The sequence below is a fragment of the Pseudoalteromonas sp. K222D genome (genome assembly GCF_017653575.1).
Lineage (GTDB): Bacteria > Pseudomonadota > Gammaproteobacteria > Enterobacterales > Alteromonadaceae > Pseudoalteromonas > Pseudoalteromonas nigrifaciens.
This window is the reverse complement of record NZ_JAGGDL010000001.1, coordinates 232,668-249,934: the sequence shown is the minus strand read 5'-3', so window position 1 is coordinate 249,934 and position 17,267 is coordinate 232,668. Positions and strand designations below refer to the sequence as shown.

At 37.3% G+C, this 17,267-nt stretch carries 17 protein-coding genes; 13 read left to right on the top strand and 4 right to left on the bottom strand.

Annotated elements, in window-relative coordinates:
• The 11 genes from fabD (at position 1) to J5X91_RS01020 (ending at position 10,021) form a co-directional block, all read left to right on the top strand.
• Positions 1–927: an ACP S-malonyltransferase gene (gene fabD / locus J5X91_RS01070; protein ID WP_089368444.1), complete on the top strand. Its 927-nt coding sequence runs from the start codon at positions 1–3 to the stop codon at positions 925–927.
• Positions 928–938: 11 nt separating this feature from the next.
• A complete protein-coding gene (gene fabG, locus J5X91_RS01065) occupies positions 939–1,685 on the top strand; it encodes a 3-oxoacyl-ACP reductase FabG (RefSeq protein WP_086994963.1) in 747 nt (248 codons plus the stop codon).
• A gap of 250 nt (positions 1,686–1,935) precedes the next feature.
• Positions 1,936–2,172: an acyl carrier protein gene (acpP, locus tag J5X91_RS01060; RefSeq protein WP_006792304.1), complete on the top strand. Its 237-nt coding sequence runs from the start codon at positions 1,936–1,938 to the stop codon at positions 2,170–2,172.
• 208 nt (positions 2,173–2,380) lie between these two features.
• Positions 2,381–3,619 (top strand): beta-ketoacyl-ACP synthase II, encoded by a 1,239-nt coding sequence (fabF, locus tag J5X91_RS01055; protein ID WP_011328482.1) that lies wholly within the window; start codon positions 2,381–2,383, stop codon positions 3,617–3,619.
• Positions 3,620–3,678: 59 nt separating this feature from the next.
• On the top strand, positions 3,679–4,503 hold the full coding sequence (pabC, locus tag J5X91_RS01050; protein ID WP_089368443.1) for an aminodeoxychorismate lyase: 825 nt from the start codon (positions 3,679–3,681) through the stop codon (positions 4,501–4,503).
• On the top strand, positions 4,497–5,483 hold the full coding sequence (gene mltG / locus J5X91_RS01045) for an endolytic transglycosylase MltG (RefSeq protein WP_011328480.1): 987 nt from the start codon (positions 4,497–4,499) through the stop codon (positions 5,481–5,483). The genes pabC and mltG overlap by 7 nt, the downstream gene beginning before the upstream one ends.
• A 6-nt stretch (positions 5,484–5,489) precedes the next feature.
• Positions 5,490–6,116 carry a dTMP kinase gene (tmk, locus tag J5X91_RS01040; protein ID WP_011328479.1) on the top strand — a complete coding sequence of 209 codons (627 nt, stop codon included), beginning with the start codon at positions 5,490–5,492 and terminating at the stop codon, positions 6,114–6,116.
• 1 nt (position 6,117) lies between these two features.
• Positions 6,118–7,032: an AAA family ATPase gene (locus J5X91_RS01035; protein WP_208833887.1), complete on the top strand. Its 915-nt coding sequence runs from the start codon at positions 6,118–6,120 to the stop codon at positions 7,030–7,032.
• Positions 7,033–7,042: 10 nt separating this feature from the next.
• A complete protein-coding gene (locus J5X91_RS01030; protein ID WP_011328477.1) occupies positions 7,043–7,369 on the top strand; it encodes a PilZ domain-containing protein in 327 nt (108 codons plus the stop codon).
• Between the two features lie 8 nt (positions 7,370–7,377).
• A complete protein-coding gene (locus J5X91_RS01025) occupies positions 7,378–8,157 on the top strand; it encodes a YchF/TatD family DNA exonuclease (protein ID WP_011328476.1) in 780 nt (259 codons plus the stop codon).
• Positions 8,158–8,161: 4 nt separating this feature from the next.
• Positions 8,162–10,021 (top strand): alkaline phosphatase D family protein, encoded by a 1,860-nt coding sequence (locus J5X91_RS01020; protein WP_208833886.1) that lies wholly within the window; start codon positions 8,162–8,164, stop codon positions 10,019–10,021.
• On the opposite strand, the gene J5X91_RS01015 is transcribed toward J5X91_RS01020, so the two are convergent.
• From J5X91_RS01015 to J5X91_RS01000, 4 genes are read right to left on the bottom strand one after another with little or no spacing between them, the layout of a single operon-like run.
• Positions 10,018–11,343: an O-antigen ligase family protein gene (locus tag J5X91_RS01015; protein WP_208833885.1), complete on the bottom strand. Its 1,326-nt coding sequence runs from the start codon at positions 11,341–11,343 to the stop codon at positions 10,018–10,020. The genes J5X91_RS01020 and J5X91_RS01015 overlap by 4 nt on opposite strands.
• A 53-nt stretch (positions 11,344–11,396) precedes the next feature.
• Positions 11,397–11,939 (bottom strand): hypothetical protein, encoded by a 543-nt coding sequence (locus J5X91_RS01010; protein WP_182683390.1) that lies wholly within the window; start codon positions 11,937–11,939, stop codon positions 11,397–11,399.
• Positions 11,940–11,964: 25 nt separating this feature from the next.
• The gene (locus tag J5X91_RS01005) at positions 11,965–13,971 is read right to left on the bottom strand and encodes an EAL domain-containing protein (protein ID WP_208833884.1); all 2,007 of its coding nucleotides are present in this window, start codon (positions 13,969–13,971) and stop codon (positions 11,965–11,967) included.
• A complete protein-coding gene (locus J5X91_RS01000) occupies positions 13,955–14,653 on the bottom strand; it encodes a transglutaminase-like cysteine peptidase (protein WP_089368437.1) in 699 nt (232 codons plus the stop codon). The genes J5X91_RS01005 and J5X91_RS01000 overlap by 17 nt, the downstream gene beginning before the upstream one ends.
• A gap of 594 nt (positions 14,654–15,247) precedes the next feature.
• Here J5X91_RS01000 and J5X91_RS00995 point away from each other — a divergent pair.
• Complete coding sequence (locus J5X91_RS00995; protein ID WP_197108138.1) at positions 15,248–16,114, top strand: ATP-grasp fold amidoligase family protein; 867 nt, start codon at positions 15,248–15,250, stop codon at positions 16,112–16,114.
• A gap of 61 nt (positions 16,115–16,175) precedes the next feature.
• Positions 16,176–17,204 carry an acyltransferase gene (locus J5X91_RS00990; protein ID WP_182683393.1) on the top strand — a complete coding sequence of 343 codons (1,029 nt, stop codon included), beginning with the start codon at positions 16,176–16,178 and terminating at the stop codon, positions 17,202–17,204.
• Positions 17,205–17,267: the final 63 nt, after the last annotated feature.

The following is a 17,267-nucleotide window of genomic DNA, read 5'->3' as shown; positions in this document are numbered from 1 at the left end:
ATGGCACAACAAATTGCAATTCTATTTCCAGGTCAAGGCTCACAAAGTGTTGGCATGTTAACTGAGTTACTCCAAAGCTCAGACATTGTTAAAGCAACTTTTAGCGAAGCGTCAGCGGCGTTAGGATATGACCTAGCAGAACTGGTTCTTAATGGCCCAGAAGAAAAGCTAAATCAAACTCACCGCACTCAACCTGCATTATTAACAGCCAGTGTTGCTATTTACCGTGACTGGTTAGCAGCAAACCCAGATGCAGATGTTGTTATGGCTGGACACAGCTTAGGTGAGTACTCAGCATTAGTATGTAGCGAAGTAATAAGCTTGAGTGAAGCGGTAAAGTTAGTAGAAAACCGTGGTTTATATATGCAAGAAGCCGTACCTGCAGGTGTGGGTTCAATGGCTGCTATTATTGGCTTAGGCGACGATGAAACCAAAGCGGCTTGCGCCGCTGCAGCGCAGGGTGAAGTGGTTTCTCCGGTAAATTATAATTCTCCTGGGCAAGTTGTTATTGCAGGCCATAAAGCGGCTGTAGATCGCGCTTCTCAAGCGTGTAAAGATGCAGGTGCAAAACGTGCATTGCCACTTGCTGTTAGCGTACCATCGCATTGTGAGCTAATGAAGCCGGCCGCTGAAAAGTTAGCTATTGATTTAGCTGCGTTAACATTTAACACGCCTAAATGCGCTGTTATTAATAATGTTGATGTAAAAGCTGAAACGTCAGCTGATGCAATTAAAGACGCATTAGTACGCCAGTTATACAGCCCAGTACGCTGGACTGAAACAGTACAAGCATTAGTTGCACAAGGTGTAACGCAAAGCTACGAATTTGGCCCAGGCAAAGTATTAACTGGCCTTGCAAAACGAATTGATAAAGCAATGATCTGTGGTTCAGTTAACGACTGTGCCTCAATTGATGCTGCAAAATAAGAGTATAAAATATGACTAATTTATTTTCATTAGCGGGCAAAGTTGTCCTGATCACGGGCGCTAGCCGTGGTATTGGTAAAGCCATTGCAACTACTTTAGTTGCCCAAGGCGCAAAAGTAGCGGGTACGGCAACCAGTGAGTCGGGCGCTGCTAAAATTAGCGAGTATTTAGGTGAAAGCGGCAAAGGTTATGCGTTAAACGTAACTGATCCTGCATCTATTGAGGCGACATTGGCGGCGATTAAAGCTGATTTTGGCGATGTTGACATATTGGTTAATAATGCCGGCATCACTCGCGATAATTTATTAATGCGCATGAAAGAAAGTGAGTGGGATGATATTATCGACACTAACTTAAGTTCTATATTCCGTTTATCTAAGGCAGTATTACGCCCAATGATGAAGAAAAAGAACGGTCGTATTATCAATATTGGCTCAGTAGTGGGCACTATGGGTAATGCTGGGCAAGCTAACTATGCAGCGGCTAAAGCCGGTGTTATTGGCTTTTCTAAGTCACTAGCACGCGAAGTAGCGTCGCGTGGTATTACGGTAAACGTAGTTGCGCCTGGTTTTATTCAAACCGATATGACCGATGGTCTTACGGATGAGCAAAAAGCAGCCACACTGGCAAATGTACCAGCAGGGCGTTTAGGGCAACCAGATGAAATTGCTGCTGCTGTATGTTACCTAGCGTCAGATGCGGCTGCGTATGTATCGGGTGAAACTTTGCATGTAAATGGTGCGATGTACATGGTTTAATAGCCTATGTGCAAAGAAAGTAATTAAATATAAGTAATTAAATTGCCAAAAAAGATTGAATTATTGGCAATCTTGCTTTAAACATACTTGAAATCGTGGTTAAAATAAGCGATAAAAGACGAAACGTACACTCAAGAGGTTTGACCAGACAATTATTTATGGTCAAAAGATTGAATCAGAGAATTATGCGACGTAAACTACGCCGCAATCTGAAAATAACGCATTGGCGTTTTTAATAAAGGAAAGAAGAATGAGCGATATCCAAGAACGCGTAAAGAAAATTATCATCGAACAACTAGGTGTTAAAGAAGAAGAAGTGAAGAATGAATCTTCTTTCGTAGATGACTTAGGTGCAGATTCTCTTGATACAGTTGAATTAGTAATGGCTCTTGAAGAAGAGTTTGATACTGAGATCCCTGATGAAGAAGCTGAAAAAATCACTACAGTACAATCTGCTATCGATTACGTTACAGCTCACGCTGAGTAATTAATCGCATATTAAGGGCAGCATTCGCTGCCCTTAATCTCTATATCCAAACCACTTCAAAGTATATGATTCAAAGCAAAGCTAAACATCAATCTAATTTACACTGATTTTATTGGTATTATGCGTTTTAAATCTAATTTGGGACGAGTACTTTGAAGTTGCTTGGGTATTATTATCCCCTTATAAAACACCTTATTGGAGGCAAACCGTGGCTAAACGTCGAGTTGTCGTAACTGGCTTAGGAATGTTGACGCCGCTAGGTAATGATGTGCAATCAACCTGGCAGGGCTTATTAGATGGCAAAAGTGGTATTCAAACTATCACACACTTTGATACATCAAAATTTGGTACGCATTTCGCGGGTCTAATCAATGATTTTGATGCATCGGCTTATATGCCAGCAAAAGATGCTAAAAAAATGGATTTATTTATTCAATACGGCATTGCCGCGGGGATCCAAGCATTTAAAGATTCAGGCCTTGAAGTAACTGAACAAAACGCGACGCGTATTGGCGTAGCAGTGGGTTCAGGTATTGGTGGTTTAACGCTTATTGAAGAAAACCATATAAAACTACTTAATAGTGGACCGCGTAAGTTATCCCCATTTTATGTACCTTCTACCATTATTAATATGATTTCTGGTCATTTATCAATAATGAATGGACTACGTGGCCCTAATATTTCTATTGTTACAGCCTGTACTACGGGTTTGCATAATATTGGCCATGCTGCCCGTATGATAGCGTATGGCGATGCAGATGCTATGGTAGCTGGCGGTGCTGAAAAAGCCTGTACACCAATTGGTATGGGGGGCTTTAATGCTGCTCGTGCACTTTCAACACGCAACGATGATCCACAAGCGGCTTCGCGTCCTTGGGATAAAGACCGCGATGGTTTTGTATTATCAGATGGTGCGGGTGTTGTGGTTGTTGAAGAATACGAACACGCAAAAGCACGTGGTGCAAAAATTTACGCAGAACTAGTTGGTTTTGGTATGAGTGGTGATGCATTTCATATGACTTCACCACCAGAAGATGGTGCAGGCGCAGCATTAGCGATGGAAAATGCGCTAAACGATGCGCAAGTAAATGCGGACCAAATTGGTTACATTAACGCACATGGTACATCGACTCATGCAGGCGACAAAGCAGAAACCTCGGCCGTTAAAAGTGTTTTTGGCAGTGCAGCAAAAGACGTAATGGTGAGTTCATCTAAATCTATGATGGGTCACTTATTAGGTGCTGCTGGTTCGGTTGAGTCGATTATTTCAATATTGTCGTTAACCGATCAAAAAGTTACCCCAACAATTAATCTTGATAACCCAGATGAAGGGTGCGATTTAGACTATGTACCGCACACTGCCCGAGATGCAAAATTAGAGTTTGCACTATGTAACTCGTTTGGCTTTGGTGGTACTAATGGCTCGTTACTGTTTAAAAAGGTATAATCTTTTTTAACAACAGACCAGACTATAAGAGCTCAGTTGTTTAACTGGGCTTTTTTTATATGCAAAAAACACAAAAAAACACACAAACTATTATTACAACAGTTAAAAACAGCACTATAAGCGCGTACGATCGTGGCTTAAATTATGGTGATGGCTTTTTTACAACTGCAAAAGTAGTAAATGGGCAAGTAGAGCATTGGTCACATCATAAAGCACGTTTAATTGAATGTGCTGCACGACTTGGTTTTCCATTAGTAGATATTGCTGAACTTGAAGCTCACATAGCTAAAAGTATAGCGGAGCATACGTTGTGTGTGCTTAAAATTGTAATAACGCGAGGCGAAGGAGGGCGCGGTTATGGTTTGCCGCAAACCTGTAATGTAACCGTGTTATTGAGTGTTTTAGAGTATCCTCAAAATTACAGCAGACTGGCAAATGAGGGTATAAGCCTTAACATCAGCCCCATTAAACTAGCCGCACAACCCTTGCTTGCAGGGCTCAAAACACTAAACCGCCTTGAACAAGTATTAATAAAAAAAGCGCTGCAAACGCAACCTTGTGACGATGTGCTTGTACTTGATTATAACAACAATGTGATAGAAGCCTCTGCAGCAAATATTATTGCTATTAAGCAAAATAAATTATTTACCCCAAGCCTTAATGAGTGCGGGATAAAGGGGGTTTATCTACAATCATTATGTGATAAATTAGCCGTTGATTTTAAGTGCGTAAGTATTGCAGACTTGCTTGAAGCAGATGCGGTTTTTATCTGTAATAGCTTAATGGGCGTAGTGCCTATTAATCGTCTTGAGCAGCGTAGCTTTGATATTGTGCATAGCCAGTTATTATTAAATAAATTATTAGCCAAGGAGGCTAAGTGTTAAAAGTTACTTTATCGGTATTATTATTAGCTATAATTACCAGTGTTTTTGGTTATCAGCAATTACAAGCAACGCTCCATAGCCCATTAAAAGTAGCGAATAACACCCAATTTGAAGTGAAAAAAGGTACTGGCTTTAATCAGTTATGTAAGCAATGGCAAGCCAATAACTGGGTAGAAAACTGCTGGCGTTACCAATTACTTGCTAAACTAGACCCAACACTCACAGATTTAAAAACGGGGCTTTACGCACTTAATAGTGATAGTGTTATTAGCAATATAAAAAAAATAAATAATGGCCAACAAGTTAGCTTTAGTTTTACAATTATTGAAGGCCAAGCGCTGCGCGAAGTATTAGCCGCTATTAAAAATGCCAATAACTTAAAAAATGATTTAAAAGAGCAGCAACTAAGTCAGCAAATACTTGGCAGTGATATGCACTTAGAAGGCTGGTTATTTCCCGAAACCTATCACTATCATAATAACGACACAATTAGCAGTGTGCTAAAACGCGCCGCCCAAAAAATGCAGCAAACCCTTGATACTGCTTGGCAGCAGCGTGCACAAAATTTACCCTATAAAACAGCGTACGAAGCACTGATAATGGCCTCCATTATTGAAAAAGAAACGGGCCTTGCCAGTGAGCGGCCATTAATCGCCTCTGCATTTGTAAACAGACTAAATACTAATATGCGTCTACAAACAGATCCAACCGTAATTTACGGCATTGGGGAGAGCTTTGACGGCGATATTAAACGCAAAGACTTGCGTAACTACACGCCTTATAACACCTATCGTATTAATGGCCTGCCGCCTACACCCATTGCCATGCCATCAAAGGCAGCTATTTTAGCCGCGGTTAATCCACCCACAACTGAGTATGTTTACTTTGTTTCAAAAGGTGATGGCAGTCATCAATTTTCAACCACATTGAAGCAACACAATGCGGCAGTTAAAACGTATATATTAAACAAAAAGAACTAATTTTTTATGAAACCTAAATTTATAGTAATCGAAGGGTTAGAAGGGGCCGGTAAATCTACCGCTATTGCTTTGTGCCAGTCGTTTTTAAACAGCAAAAAAATTGATTTTATTAATGTGCGTGAACCCGGTGGTACGCCGCTTGCTGAATCGTTACGTACATTAGTAAAAGCACAACATGACGAAGAAATAGCGTTCGAAACTGAATTATTAATTATGTACGCTGCACGCTCGCAGCTAATGCATAATGTTATTAACCCAGCACTTGAGCAAGGGCAATGGGTACTTGCCGATCGTCACGACTTGTCATCGCAGGCGTATCAGGGTGGTGGGCGTGGTATTAGTGCTAATACACTTGCATCGCTTTCTTCCATGGTATTAAAAGGGCTAAAACCCGATTTAACCATTTACTTGGATATTGATCCGGTTATTGGCCTTGAACGCGCTAAAGGTCGAGGCGAATTAGATAGAATAGAACAAGAAGCGATTGAGTTTTTTCAGCGTACACGGATGCGTTACTTAGAACTTGCTAATGACGACAACTCTATTAAAACTGTTGACGCAAACCAAAGCATTGAGCACGTACATCGTGATATAACGAATGTATTACGCACATTTTTTGCAGAGCAAAAATAATATGAGACTGCCTTGGCTACACGATATAGAGCAACGCTTAACACAAAGTTTTAAAGCACAGCGCTTTCATCATGCGCAGTTGTTTAGTGGTCCTATTGGTGTTGGCAAGTTTGCTTTTGCAAGCCAGTTAGCCAATGCATTGTTGTGCAACAATATAGCCGAGCAAGTTGCGGCAAAAAAAAGTGTATTATCAGCTTGTGGACAGTGTAAAAGTTGTTTATTAATAAAGGCAGGTACTCACCCTGATAAGCGCTTAACGCAAGTTGATGGGCAGAGTATTGGCGTAGACGATATACGTGGTATTAGTGATTTTATGCATCATTCGGCAGCGCAAAATGGTAATAAAGTCGCTATTATCGAAAACTGCGAAAAAATGACTACCGCTGCTGCAAATGCGTTATTAAAAACGCTAGAAGAGCCAAGTCAAAGCCGGTTTTTAATTCTCACAACCAGTCAAGCTACACAATTGCCAGCCACTGTTTTAAGTCGCTGTGCAAAAACGGATGTAAAAGTAACAAACTTAGCACTTGCTCAGCAATGGTTAGAATCGCTAGAAATAACTAATTACACCTGGTTGCCGCTGTTTTACAGCCAACCACTGCAAGTTAAATACTGGCAAGAGCAAAATCAGCTAAAAAATATAAATACACTTTATAAATTTGCAACTGAGTTTAAACAAAGTCATAATTTTACTGAGTTAATAGCAATAATAAATAAACAGCCTGAGCTTATTCGTATATTTACGTTGTTTTTAAGCGAGCAATTAAAACAACAGCTTATGCAAGGCATGAGCTTTGACGCTTATCAAAATGTGCAACATGCTCTAAACGAGTTTTTACAAAATAATACCAAAATACTCGGGCTAAATTTACCGCTAGCAGTATCGAGATTAGCGTCCGTACTGCGAAATAATTAAAGGACTGAGCATGCAAGAGCTATTAGTAGATATAGACGATTTAGATGAATTATATTGCTGTTATATGCCTTATTTAAAAAAAGGTGGCTTATTTGTACGCACTAATATGCGTTACGAAGTAGGGCATTCACTCGCTTTACGAGTTACCCTTCCAGATGCGTTAGAGGATGACGTTGTGACCGGGAAAGTGTCGTGGATCACACCACAAGGAGCGCAAAGCTCTAACCCGCCTGGCATAGGTATTAGTTTTTTAGATGATAAAACAAACCTAAACGCCAAGATCGAAAAACTACTGGGGACTATGTTAAACTCCGGTAATCCAACTTATACCATGTAAGTAGTACCATGATTGTAGATTCTCATTGCCATTTAGACCGCCTTGATTTTGATAAGCTCGATTTAAACCTTGACCAAGTGCTTGATAAAGCGCGTGCAAAAAAGGTTGAACACTTTTTATGTGTAAGCGTAACACTTGATCAATTCCCGAATATGCTTGATAAAATTAAGCATTATGATGATGTGTCAGCTTCGTGTGGCGTACATCCACTTGATCAAAAAGATGCGCTTAATAAGCAACAATTAATCGATTTAGCGTCGCACGATAAAGTCGTCGCCATTGGTGAAACAGGACTTGATTACTACTACGCAAAAGACACGCATGCCGTACAACAGGCAAGCTTTGTAGGTCATATAGAAGTAGCAAATCAACTACAAAAGCCATTAATTATTCATACTCGTGACGCTCGTAGCGATACCATTAATTTAATGAAACAGCATAACGCCGAAAATTGTGGTGGTGTACTACATTGTTTTACTGAAGATTGGGATATGGCTAAAAAAGCCATTGATATGGGCTTTTATATTTCGATTTCGGGCATTGTTACCTTCAAAAATGCCGTAGAGTTAAAAGAAGTGGTAAAACAAATACCGCTCGATCGCTTGTTAATAGAAACCGACTCTCCATATTTAGCACCAGTACCGTATCGCGGAAAAACTAATCAGCCAGCATATGTAGAAGATGTGGCTTATTACATTAGTGAATTAAAGGGAATTAGCTTTAACGAGCTGGCAAAAGCGACTACAGAGAACTTTTACTCTTTATTTAAATTAGCAGCCAAAGGCTAAATACATGAAAACTCACACGGCGCAACTTCCTATTTTATTAATGGGGCCTATGGTGCGCCGTGCAGAGCAAACCAGTGTATGCATTCAGTTTGCTACCTCTAAGCCTGTAAACTGTCGCATTGAACTGTTAAATTATGAATGTTACAGCGATCAGCACAGCGTTTCTCTCGGCGAGCACTTATATCTGCATTTCGTCATTATAAAGCCAATAAATCATAAGTTTCCTACTGACAGCTTATTAAGCTACGAACTTATAGTTGACGATACTCCAATTGATTTATCGCCTTGGTGCTATAGCAATCAAGCAACACCTGCATTTGTAATTCCCAATAAACTCAGTGATATTTTGCACGGATCATGTCGTAATGCACATCATCCCGCAAAAGACAGTTTAGTTTCTGCAAGTCATTGGCAAAACACTCAGCGCGGTAATAACAACCAAGGTGCACAATTGCTATTACTGAGCGGTGATCAGGTTTATGCCGATGACGTAGCAGGACCTATGTTATTAGCCATTCATCAGTTAATTGAAGCCTTAGGTATTTATAAAGAGCAACCACTTACAGTTGAGCTACCGAACGATATAAATGAGCAGCTTTATAATCGCCATTTGTTCTTACCAAAAACACCTTGGCAAAAACGCCCAAAGTTAGGTGTTAGTTACTGGCTGAAAAAAGATGAACCTCACTTTTCAAGTGTAAAAGCCCACAATCACCTTATTCACTTTGAAGAATATATAGCACTTTATTTATTAAATTTTAGTGCTGCAGCTTGGCAATGTGTAGATATACAAAGCATAACGTATGCAGGTCAAAACGAGCAAAACAAGACTATTTTTAACGCCGAAAAATCAGCACTGATTGATTATACAAAAGGATTGAGTGATGTAGAGCGGTTGTTTGCCAATGTATCTACATTAATGATATTTGACGATCATGATGTAACCGATGACTGGAACCTGACAGCTGGATGGGAGCAAGCGATTAGTCAAAACCCAGTGAGTAAACGTATTGTAAGCAATGGTTTAATTAGTTACTGGTTGTTTCAAGGGATGGGAAATGATGCACTCACTAAAACGGGCACATTAATCGCTGCGTTTAAGCACAGCTTAGCGAGTAGTAATATTTGGCAATTTAAAACATTTGATAAAACACTAACAGAATTTAGTCATTGGCATTATGAACTGACAACGGTTCCTAAAGTGGTGGTGCTCGACACTCGCACACATCGTTGGCGTAATGAGCAAAATTTTAATGAGCCCTCTGGTCTACTTGATTGGGAGCGACTTACTGATCTTGAGCAGAGCTTATTGAGCCATGATCAAGTTATTATTGTATCGCCCGCGCCAGTATTTGGCGTTAAATCGATTGAAGCTATTCAAGCGCTATTTAATATGTGCGGCCAACCGCTCACGGTAGACGTAGAGAACTGGATGGCTCACGAAGGCTCGGCAAGAAAATTGCTCGATACTTTTAGAAGAGACGATACCCCAAACGAAACGCTAATTTTATCTGGTGATGTACATTACTCCTTTTGTTTTTCGGTGCAAAAACGTTTTGGCGATCATCCTAATAGAGTGTGGCAGCTGACTGCCAGTGGTATAAAAAATGAATTTCCGCGTAAATTAATAAATATACTCGATAAACTCGATTCAATTTTATATAGCCCGAAAAGTCCGCTGAATTTCTTTACTAAACGTTGGCATATGGAGGTTGATAAACACCAAACCAAAGGCGATGGGCAAAAGTATTTAGTGAGCGATTCAGCTATTAGCTTAATAACGCTAGAGCAAGGTAATTTGGCCCGCTATCAGCTTATTCATGGCGACGGTCACTTAACAGAGTTTGATTTAGCACAGCACTAGTCGGCTTGATTACGTCTTTTTTTTATAGTTTTAGGCGCAGGTAATTTATTAGTTAAAATAGCTAAGCATAAAATAGCCAAAAACAGCATTGAATTAGCGCCAGCTTGCAGCGAATAGTCGACTAAAGAATGCAGTAGCATAGTAATAATAGCTACTGCACAGCCAAATGCTACTCCTTGATAAAGTGCGGTTTTGCGTTGGCGCATGGTCGCAATACAGAGCCATAAACAATAAAGTATCAGCAAACCAAGTGCTAATGTTGCCGGTATACCTAGCTCCACAGCAAATTGTATATAATCGTTATGCGCATTATCGTAGTAGCCAGAAAAGGGCTCTGATTGATACGCAGGGAAAGCAGTGTAAAAAGTACCCCCACCTGATCCCAGCAATGGTTTATCTAATATAAGTGGTATAGAGTCGCGTACCACTTCGTCACGCGTTTCTGAGTGTATACTGGTTTCGCTAATACGCTGTTTTACTTTTTCAACGTCAAATATTGCACCAATAATAATTAAATCGATAATAAAAAAGCTAATAATAAGGTGTTTAAACGCTTTGGGCTTTTGTCTGTAAATAAATAAAGCCAATAAGCTCATAACCATTAAAGCGATAAAAAATGCCGAGTTACCCATGCGGCTGCGAGTTAATATTAAGGCAACAATAATAATAATTAATGATACGCGTAATACAATTTTAGAGCTTAATAATATACCAGCCCAGTCACGTAATGTTTGTGCGAGTGATTGTGTATTGTCGTTAGCAGAGCGTTTTAACTCACTGATCAACACACCTATGCCTAAACATAAGCACAGCGCTAAATAGTTGGCTAAAAAGTTAGAATAAGTAAAAGTACCAATAGCACGATCGGTATGTTTATAACTAAATAATGGGCTAATAATATCGGGTGATAAGCTTAAATAACTTGCATATAAGGCCTGAAAAACCCCAGCAAAAATAACAGTGTAAACTAATTTTTTAATTCGTAGGGAGTGGTTACAGTAAATAAAAATTAACCAGCAAAATAATAGCATAAACCAGGTTTTAATTAACATTTGCTGAGTTTGAAACGGATCAACACTTATACTAAATAGCTGTATTGTGCAAACTAAAACAACAACGCCAAGAGCAATAAATATAGGCCAAGAGTATAAAGGAGGATAAAGCAGTTGTTTATTTTTAATAGCACTATTAAATAAATGCAATAAAAACGTAAAGCTAATCAGCACGCCTATAGCTAATATTGCCCATGGGCGGTAACTGCCAAGGGGTAGGGGGAGTAAAAAAATAATTAAACATATAACAAAAAATATAAAGCGATTCACAGCCATCTCAAAATATAAACGCAGCGCTAAGGCTGCATTTATATTTAATAAAGTTAGTTACCAACTTCAGATATACCAGCATCACCACCAGTACCACCCGATCCAGGAGGTGTAGGCAATACAGGTAAGCTAATAGGAGGATTAGGTTGTGCTTGGATAGGGCCTGCTGCCGTGGCTTGTGAAGCAATAGTAGCATCTATGCCCGCATTAATTGCAGCAAGTGTAATAGTGTCTGAATCTACTCCGTATGCAGAAAGTGCGGCTAATAAAGTAGCAACCATAGGGCTGTCTACACCAAAAGCAGCAATAACGGCAGTAATCATTTGATCAACCTGAGCGTTACTACAATTGCCTCGTGGCAAGGTTTTGTCTAGTTGGTTTTTTATATTGTTTTTACAAATAATTTTAATGGCGGCAACTAAGTCTTGTTGCAGTTGCTCAGGAGATACATTTATTGGTGCATTACTTAAAATCGAAATCAAGTTGTCTATCCCTGCAGACTGAACAGATTTTGATGTATTAGTTTGTGCATAAGTTTGCGGTACATAAAATACACACAGCCCTACTATTAGTCCAAATAAGATAATTGCTTTCATGATCGACCCTTGTTTAAAAAATAGGCTACTTACAAAATTCTAATACATTTGGATGAAAAGTAAACTTTTTATTTGTGTTTTCATCAATAATGTTGATTACTTGTGAGGCGGAGCAAATTAAATTCCCTTGAACACCATCACAACCTAAGCTTTCGAGTATGTTTAATGTTTCGGGCTTTTCAATTAAACACGCTAAGACTTTAATACCAAAGCCATGACAAATATTATTTACAGTTTGAATATAAAAGCGACTTTGCGGATTATCAATTAAATCTTGAATGTAGCTACCGTCAATTTTCACATACTCAATATCAAGACCATGTAAATACTTAAAAGAGGTTAAACTGGTGCCAAAGTGCTCTACACACACACTAATACCAACCTCTTTTATCGCATCAATATGAAGTGCAGCAACGCGTATATTACTTAGTAAGCTCAATTCATGAAGCTCAAAAATAAGATTGTTTTTGAGGCAGGGGTAGTGTTGAGAAAACGCACCTAGCCATTGTATAAACTCCGGTGAATATAATGAGGACTTACTTATATTTAATGCGAATTTATCCTCTGGATATTGCATTTTAATATTAATAAAATCACGGATTAATTTTTTATCCAGTTCTTCTGTCAAATTTAACTTTTCGGCCATAGCGAATAAGTGACTATTGTTTATTTTTTCATTGTTATAGATAAAGTGCGCAAATACTTCAAAGTAGGACTGTGTAAACTCGGTATTACTTTTTTTCACAGGCTGTACTGAAAAGCTCACTTCCCCAGAGTTAATTATGCTCTGAATTATTTTTTGCCACTCTTCAACACTAAAGACTATTTTATTATCAATGTTAGCGTCAATCGTACTTTCCCCAATAGTACATTTTGTATCTAATGACGAAAGTAAATGACTCAGTGTTAAGCTTTTTTCAACACTTATAGAAGCTAAGCGGGCATAACCATTATTATGTGAGCTGTGCTGTTTTTGGCTAAACAGGTCAATAAGGTTAGCGTGTAAATTATATAAAAAAGTAATATCGTATGGCGCAATAAAAACAAAAGTACTGCCATTTATTCGGCATAACCTATAATTATTTAGTTCAGCTAAAGAGAGTTTTAATATTTTAGCAACGTCAGTCACATACTCATCACCCCTTTGATAGCTAAGTGTTCGATTAATGTTTACTAGCGAGGGAAGTGTGACCATTGTTGCTGTCATTGGACGCTCAGAGGTAATGGAGTGGGTAACGGCGTTAAAATAGTTTTCAAAAGATTTGCGATTACCTAACCCTGTTAGTGGATCACTATACACGGCGTTTGTTAGTGCTTGGGTTTGTTTAGCTAAAGAGTCGAATGTACTTTGCAAATTAAGCACCATATTATTAATTGCTTTGGTTACTATGCGCAATTCGTGGGCTAACGGCACTTTATTATTGAGTGTAAAGCGTTTGCGAGTAACAAGCAGTGCTTGCTTCTCAACTGCTTTTAAAGGTTTGAATATTGTTTGTAAAATAAAATAAGTGATCAGCAGTGAAGCAATTAATAATATGAGCGAACTATAAAAGCTACGCTTTGTGTGCAGCCATAAAGTTAAATATGACTCTCCTAAGTGGCTGGTAACTTCAAGTGTACCAGCAATGATCCAACCCGTATTTATTTCAGATTGCATTGTAGGCGCGCTTAATTTTACAGTGTTTGTAAACCAATGAGGCACAGAATCTACATGGGTAGGGTTTTCTAATGAGAATAGCGTTTCATGTTTTGTATTAATAAAGCGTATTTTACTATAATAACCAGAATCAAATATTGCGGTTGCCATAGTTTGCCCTATTATGATTCCATCTGTATCCAAATAAGGGGAGATAGAAAGTCCTAGGCTTGTAGCTGTGTCTTTTGCATGGCTTGCCATTTGTGTTTGTAAATAGTCTCGGGTTGTATCTACATCAATAATAATTCTTACAAAAAAAGATAAAATGGAAATACAAATTATTAGCCCGTAGATCTGTATTTTAAGACTCATACCTTGTTTAAAAGGGTGATACATTATTTTCATCTCCTGTATCAATTCCATTTACGAGTGCAAGCTCACCTTTTTCAATTCTTTTTAGCATAGTATCCCAAGCCGACACACCGCTACTATTTTTAACTTTATTACCAAGCCCTTTTGCTTTGGCTAACCATAAACCTTGGCCATTAAAACTGTATATAGGTGTTAAATCGTGACGTTTATTTGCGGGGAGTAACTGGGTATTAAAGTTACCCAAAACAAAAGGAATTTGGTCTGCTTCAGGAAAGTATATCAGTACCATGTGGGGCTGATTAATGGTGTGTTGACGCACATACATAAACCTTATTTTTTCTTCAGGAATACCAAGCGCAATTAAAGTAAAGTATTTAGCTATAACGTAATCCTCACAATCCCCCATACCTACACCCAAACTTTCTATTGGTGTAGCCCAATAATCATTTTTATTCCAAAGCTCATTATCTGTTTTGTATTTTATATGTTCATTAAAAAAATTATTAACCAGATGTACCTGCCGCCATTCATTCTTATCAATCGATGCATCAATAAACCTAAGCCATTGCTTTATGCGATTATGTCCATCTTTACCATAATGTTGTTTTGCACGTTCAATTATTTCGCTATTACGCAAGTAATTGATTGTGTCTTGTGAGTAAACATAAAAAGATAACAAGATAACAATGCAGCACCCCAAACGCACAAGTAGTTCCTTAAAATTTAGATGCGACACTTATTATATTATTAGCATTAAAACCGAAACTAGCAATAAAGTAGGTTAAATAAGTTTTAATGAAACAATTTGTTAGCATTGACTAATTAAAAGGTGTGGTTTAATGTTTATTGAATTGTGTTGTTTTGTACTTTAAATGTACGTAATCGCGATTAGTGACCCCAACATATGCGTTAAAAGTTTTAAAGATTGCTCGTTGGATATAATAAAAATTGGCACTAAATTTTGACTTTATTAAATTGTATGGCAATTGATATAAAGTGCTATGTAGCAAATACACTACATTGTTAAGTTATACCATTGATAAACCATATATATTAATTACTTAAAGCTTAAGTAATACATGAGAGGCTCAATATTAAACACAATCTCGGTGCACATGAAAATACAATGTTTACGAGTTTTTTGAGATCTGTTTTACTAAGTAAATTAAAAGTTTAATCTTATAAGTTGATCTATTATAAGATGAATTGTTCTATTTTAAACCAAGTGAGTCTGATGGTAGCTCCAATTTTGGAGTTAGAAAAATTATTTTACGTTTAGTAAATTTAAGAGAGTCAACGGATGGGTTTATTTTTGAAACTGTTGAAAAATAAATTAAAGGTATTGATACCTGACTCTATATATATTCGATATGAATATTTAAAGCTTCACCGTAAATTTTATTCAAAAAAGAAAGTGCTTACTTTTAGCGATAGGATTTTCTCCTGGAAACTAAGTAAGAAACTAACTGATTTTTCTATTTTTGTGGATAAATATAAAGTTAGAGCATTTGTCGCTGATAAATGCGGTGAAAAATACCTTCCAACCTTACTAAAAACTTGTACCGTAGCTGAAGATTTTAATTTAACCGAAATGCCAGATAAATTTGTCATAAAACTAAATAACGGTAGCGGCTATAATCTTGTTATCAATAATAAAAATGATCATTGTAATGCTGAAATTCGCCAATTAATTACACAATGGCTAAAGTCTGATTTTTATGCAATAAGTAAAGAAAAACAGTATAAAAACGTTGAGCAGCTAGTTATTTGTGAAGAGTTTATTGAATCAACAGATGGCCTAAAAGACTATAAATTTTATTGTATAGAGGGCGTAATTGAATTTGTGCAGGTAATTTCACAAAGGACAAGCAATAAGCAAACGCACAACTACTATTCAAGGTTATGGCAACCACTTCCAATCTTAAGGGCTGGATGTGATATTGGAGAAGTTGAACTCAAACCAAAAAATTTTGCAGAGGCAGTTGTAATTGTAGAAGCATTGAGTAGCTCATTTTCTTTTGTAAGAGTTGATCTCTATATTCAAGATAAAATATATTTTGGTGAATTAACGTTTACTCCTGGGAATGGGTACATTAAATTCCTGCCTGAAAAGTTTGATAGGGAGTTAGCAAGTAAAATGAAACTAGCTTTTAAAAACAATGGTTAATAAATTAAGAGAATAAGTATATTTAATAAATGGTTCACGCTTTTACTTTAAGGGAGTGAAGATGAAAATAAAAAAAATTCTCAGTCTAGAAACACTCAGAGGGTGGGCTTGTTTATTATTAGTACTTAATCACTTAATAGGTGAACCAAATATATCAGGTTTAAAGTTACCCGAAAATAACGACTTTTATTTTTTTAACTTAATGTTAGAAAATGTCAGAATGCCATTATTTGCATTTTTAGGCGGCGTTATTTTCTCTTTTAGAGGAGTGACATCAGAGCAATTTTTTTCTATGTTAAAAGGAAAGTACTTTAGACTAATCATTCCTCTAATTTTTGTAGGCCCAATTTATCTATTTATTCAGGCACATACTTTAGGAGCAAATCAAAAAATAGAAATAACCAATATTACTTATTACTTTAGCGTGATATGGGAAAGTAAATTTCATTTTTGGTTTTTACAAGCAATGTTTTTGGTGTTTTTATTTTATGGCTTATCATCATTTATAAAAACTACAACTCAAAATAAATACATATTTGCGCTATTTACGGGGATTATTTTATGCGTATTTATGCCTACAGATATTTATTTTTTTTCATTATCTGGATTTTTCTTTTTATTACCTTTCTTCTCGTTAGGGTGCTTACTTAGCTCAAAAAGACACAGCGAAGAAAAGCTAAATATAAAGTTAGTTACAATATTATTAACTTTGTTTGCTGGCCTTATGTTGTATAAATTTTTACAACTACAAAGCCAGAGTAACTTTGAAAGAAACAGCCTAATGGGGCTAGTAACTGGCTTTGTTGGTTGTTCATTATTTTACTTTGCAAAAATAAAGATTATACCCCTTGTGTTTATTGGTAAATATTCATTTTCAATATACTTATACCATGTTTACTTTTTGGTTTTATCTAGAATGTTACTAGTTTATTTAGGTGTGCAATCGACAGAGCTTAATATTGTATTTGGCATGTTCTTTGGGATCTTTGGTCCGATTGCAGTTGAAATTGTATTATCAAAAAGTAATTACGCATCACGAATTTTTTTAGGGCAAAAAAGTACAGTTAAATATGCACAAAAGTCGACATAGGAAACGATGTTTGTATATGAGTACTAATTATGTGCGTATTTTTTACGTAGCAGTGATTAGTGA